Consider the following 16,584-nt stretch of genomic DNA (forward strand, 5'->3'; position numbering starts at 1 on the left):
CCACTCGTGCCCTGTTGCCCGGGGCGGCTCGTCCGGGTCGGTGACCGACGCGGAGTCCGCCCCGGGGATCACGAAAGGACGCATGACGTGAAGAGCTCACTGGATCGCGCGGCGCTGGACGCCGCCATGGAGGACGTCCACCGCGCCGGGGTGCCGGGCCTGTTCGCCGAGGTGCGGGACGGTGACCAGGTCTGGCGCGGCGCCGCCGGGGTCGCGGATGTCGACACCGGTCGCCCCGTCGACGCCGGTATGCGGCACCGGGTCGGCAGCATCACCAAGACCTTCACCGCCGCCGCGGTTCTGCAACAGGTCGAGAGCGGCCGGATCGGTCTCGACACACCGATCGGCCGGTACCTCCCGAAGCTGGTCCCCGGAGAACGCGGCGACGCGATCACCGTCCGGATGCTGATCGACCACACCAGCGGCCTCGCCGAATACCTCCCCTACGCCTATCCGTCCCTCAAGGCGTTCCCCGACCTCGCGCGCACCGGACCCCAGAGCCTGGACGACCACCGGCTCACGCGGTTCGACCCCGTCGAACTGATCGGGATGGGGGTCACCGCGCCCGCCTTCGGCCCCCCGGGTGGTGTTCCGGGGCTGTACTCCAACACCAACTACCTGCTGCTCGGCGAACTCCTCGCGCAGGTGACCGGCACCACGGCCGAGCGGTACATCACCCGCAACGTCATCGAGCGCGCCGGGCTCCGGGACACGGGGTTCCCCGCCGGACCGCACGTCGACGGGCCGCACTCGAAGCTCTACGAGGCGTGGTTCGGCATGATCGACCCGCCGCGCGACTACAGCGTCTTCGACATGTCATGGGTGGGACCGTCGGCCTCGCTCATATCGACCGTCAGCGACCTCAACCGCTTCTTCGGCAAGCTGCTGGCCGGGGAGATCGTCGGTCCCTCGTCGCTGGCGCAGATGCGGCGCACCGTCCCGGTCATCTCCCAGGAGGGAAGGACGATCGACTACGGCCTCGGCCTGTACCCGATGGAGGAGCCCGGTCGGAGCACCTTCTGGGGCCACGGCGGCACGGTCTGGGGTGGTGGGGCGCTGGCCGTGATCCGCGCCGACGGCAAGCGGCAGCTGGCGGTCGCGGTGAACACGCAGAGGTGGAACAGGCTCGACTCCTCCGGCAGGCCGCAGCCCCACCCCATCGACGACGCGCTCGCGACGCTTCACCGCGTGGCGATGTACGGCTGACGGCGCCGCCCGCCGGACCGTGGCCCTGTCGGTTTCCGGGGTTCGCCGGGGCCCCTTCACTCCAGGAGGCCGCGCCAGCGGTCGGCCGACTCCATCATGTCCAGGCTGACCCGCTCCAGGAACGCCCCCGCCCTGGCCATCCGCTGCCCCACGGGGCTGTCCGGGCCGGACGCCTCCGCCATGGCCATCGCGGACCGCGCCGTTTCGAGCGTCTGCATGGTGCTGAGCACGACGGACCGGTACCAGGCCGCGTCGTCGATCACATAGACATCGCGCCGCCGCCGCGGATCGCGTTCGCGCCGGACATAGCCGTGCTGCACGAGGTAGTTCACGGCCAGGGAGACGGAGGCCGGGCTGACCTTCAGCCTGCGGGTCAGTTCGGCCGCGGTGCGCCTGCCCTCCTCGGACAGCAGCAGGTCCATGTGCACGCGCGCCATCATCCTCGGCAGACCCGCCCGGACCGCCGTCTCGATGATCTCCTCTCCCACCGCGTCACCCGGTGACCCGGCCGCGCGCGGGGGCGCCGGTGTGCCACGCCGCGCTCGCAGGCCCGTCGCCCGGTGCGCCCGGTCGGGGCGGTAGTCGCCGGAGCCGCCGTTGCGGGCGATCTCCCGGCTGATCGTGGAGGGCGGCCGGCCGAGCCGTCGCGCGATCTCGGAGCAGGAGAGTCCGTCGGCGATTCCGGCCGCGATGCGCTGGCGGTCCTGCTGGGTCAACCGTTCTCCTGGCATGCCGTCAGTATTGCTTTCGCTGTCAGTCATTGCAACGCGATATTGCATTCGATCGCATCGTCATTGCATTAATTTCAGGCCGTTGACCTGCGTAGATGCATTTCTGTCGATTGACAGGAATTCTGGATGCCGCGTAGCTTTCAGGCATGGCCAAACGCGTACTATCGCGAGATGGGCGGGGGAAATGATCATGGGTGGGTTACTGCACACCGTCACGACGATGCCCACGGAGCGTCGGTCCGACTGCCCCTTCGACCCGCCGGCGGAGCTGCTCGACGCCCACGGGCACGGCCCCATCAGCCACTACACCTTCCCCGGCGGCGAACCCGGCTGGCTGATCACCGGATACGACCTGGTCAGGTCGGTCCTGGCCGACTCGCGGTTCAGCTCGCGCAGGGAGCTGATGCTTCATCCGACCATCGACTACGGAGACATGAAGGCACCCCCGGCGCCGCCCGGTGAGTTCCTGCTCATGGACGAGCCCCGGCACGGCCGCTACCGGAAGCCGCTGATGGGCAGGTTCACCGTACGGCGGATGCGGCTGCTCACCGAGCGCGTCGAACAGATCACCGCCGACCACCTGGACGCCATGGAGGCGGCCGGGACGTCCGCGGACCTGGTGACCGCGTTCGCCAAGCCGATCCCCGCCATCGTGATCTGTGAACTGCTGGGAGTGCCGTACCGGGACCGGGCGTCCTTCCAGGAGCAGGTCGACTCGTTCATGAACGGGGAGACCAGCGACGAGGACATGATCGCGGCCTACACCGCGACCCAGAACTACCTCGCGGAACTGGTGGCCGCCAAGCGCGCGAACCCCACCGACGACGTGCTCAGCGACCTCGCCGACAGCGATCTGACCGACGAGGAACTGAGAGGGATGGCCCTGCTCCTGCTGGCGGCCGGGCTCGACACCACCGCGAACATGCTGTCCCTCGGCACCTTCGCGCTGTTGCGCAACCCGGAGCAACTTGCCGCGCTGCGCGCCGATCCCGCGCTCGCCGACCGGGCCGTGGAGGAACTGCTGCGGTACCTCAGTGTCGCCAAGACATTCATGAGGACGGCGCTGGAGGACGTCGAGGTGGGAGGCACGACCATCGGGGCCGGATCGCGGGTGATCCTCTCGTACAACACCGCCAACCGCGACCCCGGGCGCTTCGCCGATCCCCACGCGCTCGACCTCCGCAGGCAGGGCGGCGGGCACCTGGCCTTCGGGCACGGCATCCATCAGTGCCTGGGGCAGCAACTGGCCCGGGTCGAGATGAAGGTCGCGTTCCCCGCCCTGTTCAACCGCTTTCCCGCGCTGCGCCTGGCCGTACCGCCGGCCGAGGTCGCCCTGCGTCCGGAGACCGCGGACATCTACGGGGTGAAGAGCCTCCCGGTCACCTGGGAGGCGTGAGCGATGAGGATCACGGTGGACGCCGGGCGCTGCGTCGGCTCCGGAATGTGCGTGTACACCGCCGGTGAGGTGTTCGACCAGGACGAGGACGACGGAAGGGCGATCGTGCTGCGGCCCGAGCCGCCCGCCGGGACGAGGGACTCGGTCCTCAGGGCCGTCGACCTGTGCCCGGCCGGGGCGATCGTCCTGTCGGACCCCGGCGCCCCGGCTCCGTAGACGGTCGCCCTGGAACGGCCGTCACTCGCCCCGACGGCCGTGACCGGCGCGGCGGTCAGGTCAGCTCGACGTCCACTTGATGGACTTGATGCTGATGCCGGTCGGGTGCTCGTCGCTGGTCAGGCGGCCCTTGTTGCCGCGGACGAGATGGTGGTCACCCCCGCCGTACGAGTACTCCGTGTACGCGTGGACGTGGTTGACCCCACCGGCCACCGTGCCGTTGTTGAACGACGACTGGAACTTGACGGTGTTGCAGGACGGAGTCGTCCACCGCTTGATCGAGATGTCCGTGTAGCAGCGCTGGCCGGTTCCGCCACTCTTGGTGTACAGGCAGACATAGCCGCTCGGGCAGTCATACGCCTTCTGTGCCGCCTCGGCCGTACCGGGTGTCATCACCAGTGCGACACCGGCGGCCATGGTCGCGGCGGTGGTGAGCAGCGTACGGAATGTCTTCATGACGGGCTCCTTCAGTGCTTCGGGTTGCGCCGTTCCCCTGTACCGGCGCACAGCTGCAACGATGCGGTGCCGCAGCCCGAAGCGGTACCTCGGACATCCGAGGTACCCGTGCCGCTCCGTCAGCCATCGCCCGGCGTGTACTGGTCCAGTCGGCGCTCGATCTCCGTGGCGTAGGCGCGTTCCTGCGGGCGGACGCCGGCGGCGTCGTTGACGAGCTCGACCGAGGTCCGGTAGGCGGCGGCCACCGCCACCTTCCGGTTGCCCCGCACGTCCTTCGACAGGGTGCGGGAGATGTCGCACAGGTAGCGGCCGACGGCCGGGATCGAGGTCTTCGGGGGAAAGGGGGGCTTCAAGTCCTTCACCCTGGCCGGGCGTTGTCCTTCGGGCAGCCAGTAGTAGAGGACGTCGGGCGTCCAGCGGGCGATGCCGTACTCGTCCTTGGCCGGATCGGCGAGAGCGGGGTCGAAGTCCGACTCGGTCTTCAGCAGCGCGGCGATCAGCGCCGGGGTGACGTCACGGCTCTCGCAGGTGTGCGCGGCATCCACGATCAGACCGCGGTACTCGACGGGGACGCCCTGGTCCGTGCGCAGTTCCTCGGCACCGTACAGCGCGGGATCCTGCGGCCGGTCGCGCAGCGCGTACGCGCTGCCGGAGGCGATCAGCGCGGCCGCGACGCCGGCGGCCCACACCCGGCGGGGCACCCTGCGGGGGCGGAGACGGGGGAGGCGGGGGGACGGGCCGGTGCCCGCGGCGGCCTCCACCCGGCGCAGCAGGGAACCGGCGTCGTGCACCGCGCGGTCCTCGTGGCTGCGCGCGAGGCAGTCGGTGACGATCGGCCGCCAGACCTCGGGGAGTTGGGCGGAGAGCCGTAGTTCCTCCCGGCCGCGTGCGTAGCGCAGCAGGCTGTCCCGGCGGGCCGCGGGGGTGCCGCCGGGCAGCGGCAGCGACCCGGTCAGCAGGAGGTGCGCGAGGATGCCGAAGGCCCAGATGTCGGCGGTGGGGCGGATCTGCCGGCCCTGCTCGGAGATCTCCGACCAGAGCAGCTCCGGCGGGGTGTAGTCGGGTGTCGCGAAGACCGGTGCGTAGGCGTGGGTGCCTTCCATCTCGGAGGCGAGGTTGAAGTCCCCCAGCCGGACGGAGTCGTCCGCCATCAGCAGGACGTTGGCCGGCTTCAGATCGCCGTGCACCCAGCCCGCCCGGTGGATCTGGGCGACCCCCTCACAGATCTGGGCGAGCAGACCCGGCGCGGCGGGCAGCGGCCCGGCACCGGAGCGGCCCAGCAGGTCCTCGACGGAGCCCGCGGCGCGCTCCAGTACGAGGACCGTGGCGCCGTCCAGCGCCGGGCGTCCGGGATCGTCGATGGTCTGCGCCTCGAACATCCGGATCAGACGCGGGTGCTGGAGCCTGCGGTGGATCTCCAGCTCGCGACGGGCCAGCTCCTGGAGGTGGTTCAGCTGGCGCGGGGTCCGGGTGCCGGTGGTCAGGATCTTCAGCGCCGCGTCGGCGGGGAGCCCGTCGGCGGAGCCGGAACCGGGGCCGGTGGCCCGTGCGGCGTAGACACTGCTGAACGCTCCGGAGGCGAGAGGTTCGCGCACTTCCCAGCGGCCGATGCGATAGCCGGCCGGGACCGGGACGGTGGGATGTTCCCCCGCCGTCATGGCGTCGGCTCTTCGAGCACGTCCAGTTGGTCCTGGCTCACCAGGTCGAAGCGCAGCGCGAGGGCGACCAGCGTCTCCTTCTTCCCGTTGAGGCGGGGGCCGCTCGCGGCGGATTCCGGGGGCTGCTTGAGGCGGAGCTTGACCGCCAGATAGTCGATGTTCCACTGCACCGAGGCGCGGCCCGCGGCCGGCCAGACGGGACGCAGCCGTTCGGTCACCTGGTCGACGGTCGGTAATGGCGCGTGGGGTTCGCCGCGAAGCCGCGGTTCGCACAGGGCGGCGAGCACCTGGAAATAGCGCTTGGTGCGGTCCAGCGGAAAGGCCAGGGCGGTGGCCTCGCCCCCGGACCTTTCGGCGGGCAGGTCGGCGTAGTCGTGGCGCGGCGCCCAGACGTCGAAGTTGAGGAGATCACCGCCGGCGGGAAGCACCACACGGGAGAACTCGAACGGGATCGGCGCCCCGACCCGACCCGGCGCGATCTTGATGTGCTCGCCGGCCCCCTCCGGGTTCTCCACGACGTACGTCTGCCGCGCGCTGTGGTTGCTGAGCGTCCAGAACGCCACCGACGCCGTGATCTCGCCCGCCGTGCGGGAGACCCCGCAGTGCTCGATGGTGAGATGGCGGTGGCCCGCTGCCGGAGGAGCCGAATTCCTGCCGAACGCAAGTGTCTCGCCGGGTTCGAGACGGATCTGGTCGGCAGGTCCGGAGCCGTTCGCGGGCACCACGATGATGCTGTACATGTGCCATTCCTTCCCCCGAGGGAACCAGAGGAATGGTAGCGGCGGGGAATGATCAAAATCAGTCGGTAGCGGCGTACCGATATCAGAAGGCGCGGAGAATGGCCAGAAACGGCGAATTCCCGTTCAATCGAATGCGCATCATGCATTCGGCTTCAGTGCTGAACACATGGAGCGCGGCCCGCCGCGCTCCGCCCGCCCCTTCCCGCTGTGTCACGTCAGGCTCTCCCGCCACGCCCGGTGCAGCCCCGCGAAGCGGCCCGCGCCGGCGATGAGTTCGGCGGGGGCGCCGTCCTCCACGACGCGGCCGTGCTCCATCACCAGGACCCGGTCCGCGATCTCCACCGTCGAGAGGCGGTGGGCGATCACCACCGCGGTGCGGCCGTGCAGCACCGTGTCCATGGCCCGTTGCACCGCCCGCTCGCCGGGGACGTCCAGGGAGCTGGTCGCCTCGTCGAGGATGAGGACCGCAGGGTTGGCGAGCAGGGCCCGGGCGAAGCCGACCAGCTGCCGCTGACCGGCCGAGATCCGGCCGCCCCGCTTGCGTACGTCCGTGTCGTACCCGTCGGGCAGCCCGCTGATGAAGTCGTGCGCGCCGATCGCCTTGGCCGCCTGCTCGATCTCCGCGCGGGTCGCGTCCGGGCTGCCGATCGCGATGTTCTCGGCGACCGTCCCGGAGAACAGGAACGCCTCCTGGGTCACCATCACCACACCCCGCCGCAGCTCCGGCACCGCCAGGTCCCGCAGGTCCGTGCCGTCGAGCAGCACCCGCCCGTCCGTCGGGTCGTAGAACCGGGCCAGCAGCTTGGCCAGCGTCGACTTGCCGGCTCCCGTCGAACCGACCACGGCGACGGTCTGGCCGGCCGGGATCGTCAGGTCGAAGCGGGGCAGCACCTCGCCGCCGGTGCGGTAGGCGAAGCGCACCCGGTCGAACACGACCTCGCGGCCCGGGTGTTCACCGGTCAGGGACGGCAGCTCGCGCGGGCTCGACGTCTCCGGGACGGACGGGGTCTGGGCCAGCAGCCCCGCGATCTTCTGCAACGAGGCCGCGGCCGACTGGTAGGAGTTGAGGAACATGCCGAGCCGGTCGATCGGGTCGTACAGCCGGCGCAGATAGAGCACGGCCGCGGCCAGCACACCGAGCGCCAGAGTGCCCGAGGCCACCCGGTACGCGCCCCACAGCACGATTCCGGCGACCGCCGTGTTGGCGACCAGCCGCGAGCCGACGACGTACCGCGCCATCTCCAGCATCGCGGAGCCGTTCGCCCACCGGTGAGTGTTGTTGAGGTCCTCGAAGTGCGCGTCGTTGACGGGCTCGCGGCGGAACGCCTGGACGGGACGGATGCCGTTCATCGTCTCCGCGAACTTCACGATGACCGCGGCGATCGCCGTGGACCGCCCGGAATACAGCACCCCGGCCCGCCGCTGGAAGCGCCGCACCAGCAGATACAGCGGTACGAGGGAGAGCACGGCAAGCGCGCCCAGGCCGAAGTCCAGCCAGAGCAGCATCAGCGAGATGGAGACGAAGGACAGGATGACGCCGATCAGCTCCTGGAGCCCCTCGCTGAGCAGCTCCCGCAGCGACTCCACGTCCGTGGTGGAACGGGAGATCAGCCGGCCCGAGGTGTAGCGCTCGTGGAAGTCCACGCTGAGCGCCTGCGCATGACGGAAGATCCGTCCGCGCAGATCGAGCAGCACGTCCTGGTTGAGCAGGGAGGAGACCCGGATGAACGCGTACTGCATGCCCCCGGCCACCGCCGAGCACAACGCGTACCCGACCGCCACCGCGATCAGCGGCCCGTACCGCTCGTCCCGGAAGGCGGGCACCGCGCTGTCGATGGCGTACGCCACGAGCAGCGGTCCGGCCTGCACCGCGGCCTGCTGGACCAGCAGCAGCAGCGCGGCGACCACCACCCGGGCCTTGTACGGCCGCAGCAGCGACCTCAGCAGCGCCCCGGTCGCCCCGGCCGGGGTGGGCAGATCGTCCCGGTCGAACCGGTCCCCGGCGGCCTCGGCGGCCCCGGCGTTCTCAGCGGTCTCGGTGTTCTCGCCGGGCTCGGCGGGGACGTGGTCCGTGCTCGTCGTACTGGTCATCGGGTGAGGCCTTTCTCGGCGGGGAAGGCGTCCTCGGCGGGCGTGTCCGCCGCGTCCGGAGCGCCCTCGGCGCCCGACATCAGCCAGGCGTACTCGGGGCTGCTGCGCAGCAGTTCCTGATGGGTGCCGACGGCGGCGATCCGGCCCCGCGAGAGCAGCGCCACCCGGTCCGCGAGCATCACGGTGGACGGCCGGTGCGCGACCACGATCGCCGTGGTCTGTGCCAGCACCCGCCGCAGAGCGGCCTCCACCAGCGCCTCGGTGTGCACGTCCAGCGCGGAGAGCGGATCGTCCAGCACCAGGAAGCGCGGCCGGCCGACCACCGCGCGGGCCAGCGCGAGCCGCTGCCGCTGGCCGCCGGAGAGACTGAGCCCCTGCTCGCCGACCTGGGTGCCGACGCCCTCGGGCAGCTCGTGCGCGAAGTCCGCCTGGGCGACGGCCAGTGCCCTGTGCAGCTCGTCCTCCCCGGCTCCTTCGCCGCCCATCAGCACGTTCTCCCCGACGCTCGCCGAGAAGAGCGTCGGCTCCTCGAAGGCCACCGACACCAGCTCGCGCAGCTGCTCCCGGGTCATGGCGGTGATGTCCGTACCGTCCAGCGTGATCCGCCCCGCGGTGGCTTCGTGCAGCCGCGGGACCAGGGCGGTGAGCGTTGTCTTGCCGGAACCCGTGGCCCCGACCAGGGCCATCGTCTCGCCGGGCCGGATCCGCAGATCGATCCGGGACAGCACGGGCACGGAGCCGGGCTCCGCGTCGGGATAGCGGAACTCCACGCCCTCGAAGACCATTTCGCCCCGCTCAGGGCCGCCGCCCGCGACAGGACCTTCCGCGCCGGACGTGTCGTTCTCCTCGGCCACGTCCATCACCTCGAAGTACCGCTCGGTCGCCGTCGCCGACTCCTGGCTCATCGCCAGCAGGAAGCCGATCGACTCCACCGGCCACCGCAGCGCGAGCGCGGTGGAGAGGAAGGCGACCAGGGTGCCCGCCGAGAGCTCGCCGTCCGCGACCTGAACGGTGCCGAGCACCAGTGCCGCGCCGATGGCCAGCTCCGGGATCACGGTGATCGCGGCCCAGATGGCCGCCAGGAGCCGGGCCTTGCCCAGCTCAGTGGCGCGCAGCCGCTGAGAGAGGGCGCGGAAGGTGCGGGCCTGGCTGCGGTGCCGGCCGAAGCCCTTGATGATCCGGATGCCGAGCACGCTCTCCTCGACGACCGTCGTCAGATCGCCGACCTGGTCCTGGGCCTTGCGCGCCACGATCGAGTACTTCGTCTCGAAGGCCGAGCAGATGATCATCAGCGGCACGACCGGAATGAGCAGCACCAGCCCCAGCATCCACTGCTGCATCAGCAGAATGACAAAGCCGATCAGGATCGTCACCCCGTTGACCAGCAGGAACGTCAGCGGGAAGGCCAGGAACTGACGCAGCAGCATCAGGTCCGTGGTCGCGCGCGAGAGCAACTGCCCCGACGCCCAGCGGTCGTGGAAGGCCACCGGAAGCCGTTGCAGATGCCGGTACAGATCGGCCCGCATCGCCGCCTCGACCCCGGCCAGCGGCCGCGCCACCATCCACCGCCGCACCCCGAAGAGCGCGGCCTCACCGATGCCCAGCAACAGCAGGTACAGCGCCCCGAGCCAGACCCCGCCGGGATCCCGGTCCGCCACCGGGCCGTCGACCATCCACTTCAGTACGAGGGGGATCACCAGGGCGATACAGGACGCGGCGACCGCCACCAGCGCGGCACCGAACAGCCGGTGCCGCACCGGCTTCACATAGGGCCACAGCCGCAACAGGGACTGAGCGGTGGACCGATCCTTGGGCTCTGCATGTTTTTCTGGCATCACAGCCGAGACTACGGTTCACCCCTGACACCGCTCATGTGGTTTTCCGGCCGACCGACGCCCGCCGGGGCACGGCCCCGCAGGTCGCGGCCCGTCGGCAGGTGGTGGCCCGCCCGCAGGTCGTAGCCCGTATCAACCGATCGGCCGATGCCGTTTCGAGCGCGATGGACGATGGTGCGCCGGCCGCCGCGCCCCGATGCTCGTGGACATGGCAATCATCGAAGTGGACGGGGTGCGCAAGTCCTACGCCGGGCGCCCCGTGGTCGACGGCGTGAGCTTCGCCGTCGACGAGGGGGAGATCTTCGGGATCCTCGGCCCCAACGGTGCGGGCAAGACCACCACCGTCGAGTGCGTCGAGGGGCTGCGGATCCCCGACGCGGGCAAGGTCCGGGTCGCCGGTCTCGACCCCGTCGCCGACCACGACCGGGTCACCGGGCTGCTCGGCGCCCAGCTCCAGGAGAGCGAACTCCAGCCCAAACTCACCGTGTCCGAGGCGCTCGAACTGTACAGCGCCTTCTACCCCGACCCCGCCGACTGGCGGGAACTCGCCGAACGGCTCGGCCTGCACACCGTGTACGGCACCCGGTTCGCCAAACTCTCCGGCGGCCAGAAGCAGCGGCTGTCCATCGCGCTCGCCCTGGTCGGCAGACCCCGGGTGGTGGTGCTCGACGAGCTGACCACCGGACTGGACCCGCGGGCCCGCCGGGACACCTGGAAGCTGATCGAGGACGTACGCGACAGCGGAGTCACCGTCCTGCTGGTCACCCACTTCATGGAGGAGGCCAAGCAGCTCTGCGACCGGATCGCCGTCATCGACAAGGGGAAGGTCGTCGCCCTCGACAGCCCGTCGGGCCTGATCGGCAGCTCGGGCAGCTCCACGGTCATCTCCTTCACCCCCTCGCGGCCGCTCACCGACACCGAGCTGGAGCAACTGCCCGGCGCGGCCTCCCTGGAGCGCAAGGACGACCGGATCGTCATCAGCGGCACCGACGAGACGGTCAACGCGGTGATCTCCCTGCTGGCCCGGCACCGCATCACCGCGCACCGGCTCCGCGTCTCCGAGGCGACGCTCGACGACGCCTTCCTCGACCTCACAGAACAGGCTGTCTGAGATGACCACGGCGAACCCCGCCCCGGCGACGGCCCCCGCGACGGCCTCCGCCGCCTCCGCGCACCGCGCGGTGCTCCGCTCCGAGATCCGGCTCTTCCTCCGCGAACCCGGCAGCCTGTTCTGGATCATGGCCTTCCCGACCGTGCTGCTGACGATCCTCGGCCTCATCCCCTCCTTCCGGGAGCACACCGACGAACTCGCGGGACGGCGCGTCATCGACCTCTACGTACCGGTGGCGGTGCTGCTGGGCATGATCATGGCCGGGCTCCAGGCCATGCCGCCGGTCCTCACCGGATACCGCGAACGCGGCATCCTGCGCCGGATGTCCACCACCCCCGTACGCCCCTCCGCGCTGCTCACCGCGCAGATCGCCCTGCACGGCGTCGCCGCCCTCGGCTCCGCCGCACTGGCGATGGCCGTCGGCCGGATCGGCTTCGGCGTCGCACTGCCCGGGCAGCCGCTCGGCTACGCCGCGGCGCTGCTGCTGGCCGTGGCGAGCGTGCTGGCGCTCGGCTCGCTGCTCTGCGCCCTCGCCCGTACGGCCAAGGCGTCCGCCGCCATCAGCTCGGTCGTCTACCTCCTGATGATGTTCACCGCCGGGGTCTGGATCCCGGTGCAGAGCATGCCCGACACCCTGCGCACCATCGTCCGGTTCACCCCGTTCGGCGCCGCCTCCGAGGCGCTGGACCGGGCGGCGTCCGGCGGCTGGCCCGGCCTCGCCCAGCTCGGCGTGATGGCACTGTGGACGGCTCTGGTGACCTTCCTCGCGGCCCGTCTCTTCCGCTGGGAGTGACCGGGACGCCGGGGACGGGGAGACTGCACCCCATGAAGGCGTGGGACACGGCGACGGCACACCGGAACGACACGGCGACGGCACACCGGAACGACACGGTGAACGCCGAGCACGGTTGGGAACGGTTCTTCCGGTACGGGCCCTACGGGTTCCTCGGCCTGAGCACCTTCGTCTCGGCCGTGAGCGCCCCGATCATCATGGACCGCGCGGACGTGTACGCCGCCGCGGTGCTGGTGCCCGTCGCCCTCGCCCTCCAGCTCTGGTGGGGGCGGTTCGGGCTGGCGGTCGTCCCCAGGTCGCGGACGCCGCAGTGCTACTACGTCGCCCGCACCCTGATCGCCTTCGCGCTGACCTGGTGCAACCCGTTCTTCTCCGTGTACGCGATCCTCGGGTACTTCGACACCGGGCGGCTGCTCCCGGCCCGGGCGGTGCGCCCCGGGCTGCTGGCCACCGCCGTCATCATGGCGGGCGCGCAGTGCGGCAGCGGCCTGCCGCCGGTCTCCGCGATGGACTGGGTGGCCTTCGTCGCCCTGCTCGGCCTGCACGGAACCCTCACCATGGTCTTCGCCAGGATCGGTGACCGCGAGGCCCACCACGCCCGCACCCAGGTCGACACCATCGCCGAACTGGAGTCGGCCAACGCCCGCCTGGAACAGGCCCTGGCGGAGAACGCCGGGCTGCACGCCCAACTCCTGGTCCAGGCCCGTGAGGCGGGCGTGGCCGACGAGCGCCGCCGGCTCGCCGCCGAGATCCACGACACCCTGGCCCAGGGCCTGACCGGCATCATCGCCCAGCTCCAGGTGGTGACCTCGATCGGCGAGAGCGACCCGGCGCTGGCCCGGACGCATCTGGACCGCGCCGCCGCGCTCGCCCGGCACAGCCTCGGCGAGGCCCGCCGCTCGGTCCACGACCTGGTCCCCTCGGCACTGGAACACGACGACCTGCCGGGGGCGCTGAAGCGCACGGTCACCGACTGGACGGAACGTCTCGGGGTCCGGGCCGAGTTCACGGTCACCGGCACCGTCGAGCCGGTCCACGACGAGATAGCCGCCACCCTCCTGCGGATCGCGCAGGAGGCCCTCGCCAACGTCGGCCGCCACGCCGGGGCCGCCCGGGCCGGGGTCACGCTGTCGTTCATGGGCGACGAACTCACCCTGGACGTACGGGACGACGGCTGCGGCTTCGACCCGTCCGCCCTGCCGCCGGCCGGCGGTGCGGGCGGCTTCGGGCTCGGCGGCATGCGGGCCCGCGCCGAGCGCGTCGCGGGCACGGTCGAGGTGGAGACGGAACCGGGCCGGGGCACGGCGGTCAGCGCCCGGGTGCCACTGGTCCCGTACGGCCGATGACCAGTACGGTTGGTCTGCCATGGCTCAGGAACCCGCACGCGTCATCACACTCGTGGTCGTCGACGACCATCCCGTCGTACGGGACGGTCTGCGCGGCATGTTCGATTCGGCCCCGGAGTTCCGGGTGCTGGGGGAGGCGTCGAACGGGGTGGAGGGGGTCGAGATGGTGGGCCGGCTGGATCCCGATGTCGTCCTGATGGACCTGCGGATGCCGGGCGGCGGCGGGGTCGCCGCCATCGCGGAGCTGGCCGGTCGCGGCGCCCGGTCCAAGGTGCTGGTGCTCACCACGTACGACACCGACTCCGACACGCTGCCCGCGATCGAGGCCGGGGCGACCGGCTATCTGCTCAAGGACGCGCCCCGCGACGAGCTGTTCACCGCCGTCCGGGCCGCCGCCGACGGCCGCACCGTGCTCTCGCCCGCCGTCGCCTCCCGGCTCATCTCACGGGTGCGGACCCCGGCGGCCGCGGGCAGCGAGGCGCTGTCGGGCCGTGAGCGCGAGGTGCTGGAGCTCGTCGCGAAGGGCACGTCGAACCGGGAGATCGCCGCCGAGCTGTTCATCAGCGAGGCGACCGTGAAGACCCATCTCACCCACATCTTCGCCAAGCTGGGAGCCAAGGACCGGGCCGCCGCCGTGGCGATCGGCTACGACCGGGGCATCCTCGGCTGACCCCGGCCTCGACCCCGGCCCCGGCCTCGGCCTCGGCCCCGACCCCGACCCCGGCCCCGGTTCCGCTCACCGCGCCACCCGCAGCAGCTGCACCGACCTGGGCGGCACGGTGAGCGTTCCGTCTCCCGGGTGGACGGTGCCGGGGGCCGCGGTCTGGTCCTCCCGCGAGGTGTCCAGGACCAGTTCGTAGCTCCGCGCCCACGGCGATCCGGGGAGCCGGAAACCGGCCGGGCGGTGACCGGCGTGCAGGATCGCCAGGAAACTGTCGTCGGTGATCTGCTCGCCCCGTGCGTCCCGCCCGGGGATGTCGCGCCCGGAGAGGAAGAGCCCGACCGTGGCGGCCGGCGCGTACCAGTCGCCCTCGGTCATCTCCGTACCCCGCGGGGTGAACCACGCCAGGTCCCGCAGCCCGTCCGCCGCCTGCGGCAGCCCGGAGAAGAAGGCCCGGCGGCGCAGTACCGGGTGGGTGCGGCGCAGCCGCAGCAGCCGCGCCGTCAGCTCGGTCAGCTCCCGCCAGCCGGGCTGTTCGAGCAGCGACCAGTCCAGCCAGCCGGTCTCGTTGTCCTGGCAGTACGCGTTGTTGTTGCCGCCCTGCGTACGGCCCATCTCGTCGCCCGCGACCAGCATCGGCACGCCCGTCGACAGCAGCAGGGTGGTCAGCAGGTTGCGCAGCTGGCGGCGGCGCAGCGCGTTGACGGCGGGGTCCTCGCTCTCGCCCTCGGCGCCGCAGTTCCAGGACCGGTTGTCGGACGTACCGTCCCGGTTGCCCTCGCCGTTGGCCTCGTTGTGCTTCTGCTCGTAGCTCACCAGGTCGCGCAGGGTGAAGCCGTCGTGCGCGGTGACGAAGTTGACCGAGGCGTACGGGCGCCGGCCGCCCCAGGCGTAGAGATCGCTGGACCCGGTCAGCCGGTAGCCCAGGTCCCGTACGTCGGGCAGGGCGCCGCGCCAGAAGTCCCGCACGGCGTCCCGGTAGCGGTCGTTCCACTCGGTCCACAGCGGCGGGAAGGCGCCCACCTGATAGCCGCCGCTGCCGACGTCCCACGGCTCGGCGATCAGCTTCACCCGGCGCAGCACCGGGTCCTGGGCGATCACCGCGAGGAACGGCGAGAGCATGTCCACGTCGTGCATCGAGCGGGCCAGCGCGGCCGCCAGGTCGAAGCGGAAGCCGTCGACGCCCATCTCCGTCACCCAGTAGCGCAGCGAGTCGGTGATCAGCCGCAGTACGTGCGGCTGGACCACGTGCAGGGTGTTGCCGCAGCCCGTGTAGTCGGCGTAGCGGCGGGCGTCGGGCTGGAGGCGGTAGTAGCCGCGGTTGTCGATGCCGCGCAGCGACAGCATCGGACCGAGCTCGCCCGCCTCCGCCGTGTGGTTGTAGACCACGTCGAGGATCACCTCGATCCCCGCGTCGTGCAGCGCCCGGACCATCCGCTTGAACTCGCCGACCTGGCCGCCCGCCGTGCCGCTCGCCGAGTAGTCGGCGTGCGGGGCGAAGTAGCCGATCGAGTTGTAGCCCCAGTAGTTGCGCAGACCGCGCCTCAGCAGATGGTCCTCGTGGGCGAACTGGTGCACCGGCAGCAGCTCCACCGCCGTCACCCCGAGCCGCAGCAGATGCCCGACGGCCGCCGGATGGGCGAGACCGGCGTACGTGCCCCGCAGCTCCTCGGGGATGCCGGGATGCCGCTCGGTGAAGCCGCGCACATGCAGCTCGTAGATGACGGAGTCCGCCCACGGGGTCTTCGGCCGGTGGTCCTCGGCCCAGTCGTCGTCGTCATGGACCACGACCCCCTTGGGAACGTGCGGAGCGGAGTCCCGTTCGTCGCGGACGGTGTCGGCGACCTGCTGCTGCGGCCAGTCCCTCACATGGCCGTACACCTCCGGCGGAAGGGTGAAAGTGCCGTCGACCGCCCGGGCGTAGGGATCGAGGAGCAGCTTCGCCGGATTCCAGCGGGCCCCGGTCCAGGGATCCCAGCGGCCGTGCACCCGGTAGCCGTAGCGCTGCCCCGGCCGCACTCCCGGTACGAAGCCGTGCCGGATCTCATGGGTCAGCTCGGTCAGCGCGAACCGGCGCTCGGTCCCGTCCTCGTCGAAGAGACACAGCTCGACGGAGTCCGAACCACCGGCCCAGAGCGCGAAGTTGGTGCCCGCGACTCCGTCGGGGCCGACCCGGAAACGGGCCCCCAGCGGGGTCGGGGCGCCGGGCCACACGGCGGGCGACCGCCCCCGTGCGACCCGGCGCCCGGCGGCCGTACCCGGCTCCCGCACTGCCTCCTGCTCGGCTGCGCCCGACACCTGATCGCCTCCCGGGGCTCGTGGGGACCGGCACCGGAAAGGAGCG

Annotated in this window: 14 protein-coding genes; 7 read left to right on the forward strand and 7 right to left on the reverse strand. The window is 71.4% G+C overall.

The annotated features are described in order from the left end of the window. Nucleotides 1-126 precede the first annotated feature (126 nt). Nucleotides 127-1,206, forward strand: a complete 1,080-nt coding sequence (locus tag ACGF8B_RS06820; protein ID WP_392735498.1) for a serine hydrolase domain-containing protein — start codon at nt 127-129, stop codon at nt 1,204-1,206. A 56-nt stretch (nt 1,207-1,262) separates the two neighbouring features. Here the strand turns inward: ACGF8B_RS06820 and ACGF8B_RS06825 are convergent, their stop codons facing one another. After that, nucleotides 1,263-1,967, reverse strand: a complete 705-nt coding sequence (locus ACGF8B_RS06825; protein WP_392735406.1) for a helix-turn-helix domain-containing protein — start codon at nt 1,965-1,967, stop codon at nt 1,263-1,265. A gap of 160 nt (nt 1,968-2,127) precedes the next feature. Between ACGF8B_RS06825 and ACGF8B_RS06830 the strand changes: the two genes are divergently transcribed. Beyond that, nucleotides 2,128-3,333, forward strand: coding sequence for a cytochrome P450 (locus ACGF8B_RS06830; RefSeq protein ID WP_392735407.1), 1,206 nt, complete (start codon nt 2,128-2,130; stop codon nt 3,331-3,333). Between the two features lie 3 nt (nt 3,334-3,336). Then, nucleotides 3,337-3,549: a ferredoxin gene (locus tag ACGF8B_RS06835; protein ID WP_392735409.1), complete on the forward strand. Its 213-nt coding sequence runs from the start codon at nt 3,337-3,339 to the stop codon at nt 3,547-3,549. A 60-nt stretch (nt 3,550-3,609) separates the two neighbouring features. Here ACGF8B_RS06835 and ACGF8B_RS06840 read toward each other — a convergent pair whose 3' ends face one another. From ACGF8B_RS06840 to ACGF8B_RS06860, 5 genes are all read right to left on the reverse strand, one after another. After that, the gene (locus ACGF8B_RS06840) at nt 3,610-4,005 is read right to left on the reverse strand and encodes a peptidase inhibitor family I36 protein (protein WP_392735411.1); all 396 of its coding nucleotides are present in this window, start codon (nt 4,003-4,005) and stop codon (nt 3,610-3,612) included. Nucleotides 4,006-4,124: 119 nt separating this feature from the next. Then, nucleotides 4,125-5,663: a serine/threonine-protein kinase gene (locus tag ACGF8B_RS06845; protein ID WP_392735413.1), complete on the reverse strand. Its 1,539-nt coding sequence runs from the start codon at nt 5,661-5,663 to the stop codon at nt 4,125-4,127. After that, the gene (locus ACGF8B_RS06850) at nt 5,660-6,403 is read right to left on the reverse strand and encodes an FHA domain-containing protein (RefSeq protein WP_392735416.1); all 744 of its coding nucleotides are present in this window, start codon (nt 6,401-6,403) and stop codon (nt 5,660-5,662) included. Before ACGF8B_RS06850 ends, ACGF8B_RS06845 begins: the two co-directional genes overlap by 4 nt. 210 nt (nt 6,404-6,613) lie before the next feature. Continuing rightward, nucleotides 6,614-8,494 (reverse strand): ABC transporter ATP-binding protein, encoded by a 1,881-nt coding sequence (locus ACGF8B_RS06855; RefSeq protein WP_392735418.1) that lies wholly within the window; start codon nt 8,492-8,494, stop codon nt 6,614-6,616. Further along, entirely contained in the window at nt 8,491-10,329 is a 1,839-nt protein-coding gene (locus ACGF8B_RS06860) for an ABC transporter ATP-binding protein (protein ID WP_392735420.1), read from the reverse strand. The genes ACGF8B_RS06855 and ACGF8B_RS06860 overlap by 4 nt, the downstream gene beginning before the upstream one ends. A gap of 208 nt (nt 10,330-10,537) precedes the next feature. On the opposite strand from ACGF8B_RS06860, the gene ACGF8B_RS06865 reads away from it, so the two are divergent. The 4 genes from ACGF8B_RS06865 to ACGF8B_RS06880 are packed head-to-tail and all read left to right on the forward strand — an operon-like array spanning nt 10,538 to nt 14,249. Then, entirely contained in the window at nt 10,538-11,440 is a 903-nt protein-coding gene (locus ACGF8B_RS06865) for an ABC transporter ATP-binding protein (RefSeq protein ID WP_392735423.1), read from the forward strand. A 1-nt stretch (nt 11,441) separates the two neighbouring features. Then, nucleotides 11,442-12,233, forward strand: coding sequence for an ABC transporter permease (locus ACGF8B_RS06870; RefSeq protein WP_392735425.1), 792 nt, complete (start codon nt 11,442-11,444; stop codon nt 12,231-12,233). Nucleotides 12,234-12,265: 32 nt separating this feature from the next. Further along, nucleotides 12,266-13,579, forward strand: coding sequence for a sensor histidine kinase (locus ACGF8B_RS06875; RefSeq protein WP_392735427.1), 1,314 nt, complete (start codon nt 12,266-12,268; stop codon nt 13,577-13,579). Nucleotides 13,580-13,598: 19 nt separating this feature from the next. Then, nucleotides 13,599-14,249 (forward strand): response regulator, encoded by a 651-nt coding sequence (locus ACGF8B_RS06880; protein WP_392735429.1) that lies wholly within the window; start codon nt 13,599-13,601, stop codon nt 14,247-14,249. Nucleotides 14,250-14,315: 66 nt separating this feature from the next. Here ACGF8B_RS06880 and glgX read toward each other — a convergent pair whose 3' ends face one another. Continuing rightward, nucleotides 14,316-16,538 (reverse strand): glycogen debranching protein GlgX, encoded by a 2,223-nt coding sequence (gene glgX, locus ACGF8B_RS06885; protein ID WP_392735431.1) that lies wholly within the window; start codon nt 16,536-16,538, stop codon nt 14,316-14,318. Nucleotides 16,539-16,584 lie beyond the last annotated feature (46 nt).

This window comes from Streptomyces sp. NPDC047917 (assembly GCF_043204345.1).
In the GTDB taxonomy this organism is placed as follows: domain Bacteria; phylum Actinomycetota; class Actinomycetes; order Streptomycetales; family Streptomycetaceae; genus Streptomyces; species Streptomyces sanglieri.

Coding starts and splice junctions, on each gene's coding strand:
- ACGF8B_RS06835 (WP_392735409.1), top strand. CDS start 3,337: ATGAGGATCACGGTGGACGCCGGGCGCTGCGTCGGCTCCGGAATGTGC.
- ACGF8B_RS06830 (WP_392735407.1), top strand. CDS start 2,128: ATGGGTGGGTTACTGCACACCGTCACGACGATGCCCACGGAGCGTCGG.
- ACGF8B_RS06880 (WP_392735429.1), top strand. CDS start 13,599: ATGGCTCAGGAACCCGCACGCGTCATCACACTCGTGGTCGTCGACGAC.
- ACGF8B_RS06870 (WP_392735425.1), top strand. CDS start 11,442: ATGACCACGGCGAACCCCGCCCCGGCGACGGCCCCCGCGACGGCCTCC.
- ACGF8B_RS06850 (WP_392735416.1), bottom strand. CDS start 6,403: ATGTACAGCATCATCGTGGTGCCCGCGAACGGCTCCGGACCTGCCGAC.
- ACGF8B_RS06820 (WP_392735498.1), top strand. CDS start 127: ATGGAGGACGTCCACCGCGCCGGGGTGCCGGGCCTGTTCGCCGAGGTG.
- ACGF8B_RS06860 (WP_392735420.1), bottom strand. CDS start 10,329: ATGCCAGAAAAACATGCAGAGCCCAAGGATCGGTCCACCGCTCAGTCC.
- ACGF8B_RS06840 (WP_392735411.1), bottom strand. CDS start 4,005: ATGAAGACATTCCGTACGCTGCTCACCACCGCCGCGACCATGGCCGCC.
- ACGF8B_RS06855 (WP_392735418.1), bottom strand. CDS start 8,494: ATGACCAGTACGACGAGCACGGACCACGTCCCCGCCGAGCCCGGCGAG.
- ACGF8B_RS06825 (WP_392735406.1), bottom strand. CDS start 1,967: ATGACTGACAGCGAAAGCAATACTGACGGCATGCCAGGAGAACGGTTG.
- ACGF8B_RS06845 (WP_392735413.1), bottom strand. CDS start 5,663: ATGACGGCGGGGGAACATCCCACCGTCCCGGTCCCGGCCGGCTATCGC.
- ACGF8B_RS06875 (WP_392735427.1), top strand. CDS start 12,266: ATGAAGGCGTGGGACACGGCGACGGCACACCGGAACGACACGGCGACG.
- ACGF8B_RS06865 (WP_392735423.1), top strand. CDS start 10,538: ATGGCAATCATCGAAGTGGACGGGGTGCGCAAGTCCTACGCCGGGCGC.